Annotated in this window: 1 protein-coding gene; it reads right to left on the minus strand. The window is 63.1% G+C overall.

Going from position 1 to position 1,022, the window contains the following annotated elements:
• Positions 1 to 163: 163 nt before the first annotated feature.
• The gene (locus tag ACWUKX_RS30955; protein ID WP_456010454.1) at positions 164 to 343 is read right to left on the minus strand and encodes a hypothetical protein; all 180 of its coding nucleotides are present in this window, start codon (positions 341 to 343) and stop codon (positions 164 to 166) included.
• Positions 344 to 1,022: the final 679 nt, after the last annotated feature.

Genomic DNA, 1,022 nt, shown 5'->3' on the forward strand with positions numbered 1-1,022 from the left:
TCGCGCCGCGCTTTTGCGGATTCCAGCACTCGCTGCTGGCGAATACCCGCACATTCAACTCGGCGACGGGCGGCGGGACCGGCGGCGGAATCCCCGCCGCCCTGCCCTGTCCGCTCATTCAGCGGTTGGCGGCGCAAACAGCGGCGCGGCCTCGGCCCACTGGTCAGCGGTCCGGAAAGCCGCCACGATCGGCATAGGCGCGGACCGGAACCGCTATCCAGGCGGCTAGCTTCGAGCGCCCCGTTGTGCCTTCGGACAAGACGCGCACGATCTGCTTTTGCGTCTTCACCTTCTCCGAGACATTGGCGTCGGCGACCTGCGTTTCAGCGATGTGCGCCAGCATCGCGTTGGCTTACCTCCTTGTCGCGTATGCAGATCGAAGAAGGTCTCGTCTGGCTGCCACAATGCGCTCATGCCGACATTCAGATGGTTACCGCCCCCGGGGACCACGGCGCATCCCGCCCTCCAGCCACTCGCCATGACGATGGTGAGAGCGCACCACATCGTCGTCGGAGAGCCTCCAAATGCGGGCGAAGATTGGCGCCGTGGTATAGTCGCCGCCATTGCCGCCGGCTTCGCGCCGTCCTCATCCGGCGGCCCCAAACAAGGCCAAACCTCGGGCCGTTTTCGGCTCGAGTTCCCGGGTCAAGCTTGAACGTCTCGTTCACGACGATCTGGCGTGAGCGACACCGTGGCGCCTGGCATCGATGCTTCAGACGACGTTGGGCGCTGGCCACGCCTTTTCTGGCGGCGCGAAGCTGGGTGATCCCGTGTCCAAAAGCTGACAGCGGCAGACAAAATGTCAGGTTCACTACAACTGACATCTGGGCACTGTGGAGGTTTTCACGGCAAATCGCGCTTGCTGGGCGCTGAGGTGCTGGCACGGTCTTTGTAAGTTGAGAGGTGGCAACACGGAACGAGGGTGACTGCCCCCAAATGCGCAAGAGAAGCGATGCGCTCCTCCCTTGAACCCGTGTACCCCCTCTAAGAGGGAAACAAGACCACAAAAGTCGCGCAACCGT

This window comes from Mesorhizobium sp. f-mel (assembly GCF_053850215.1).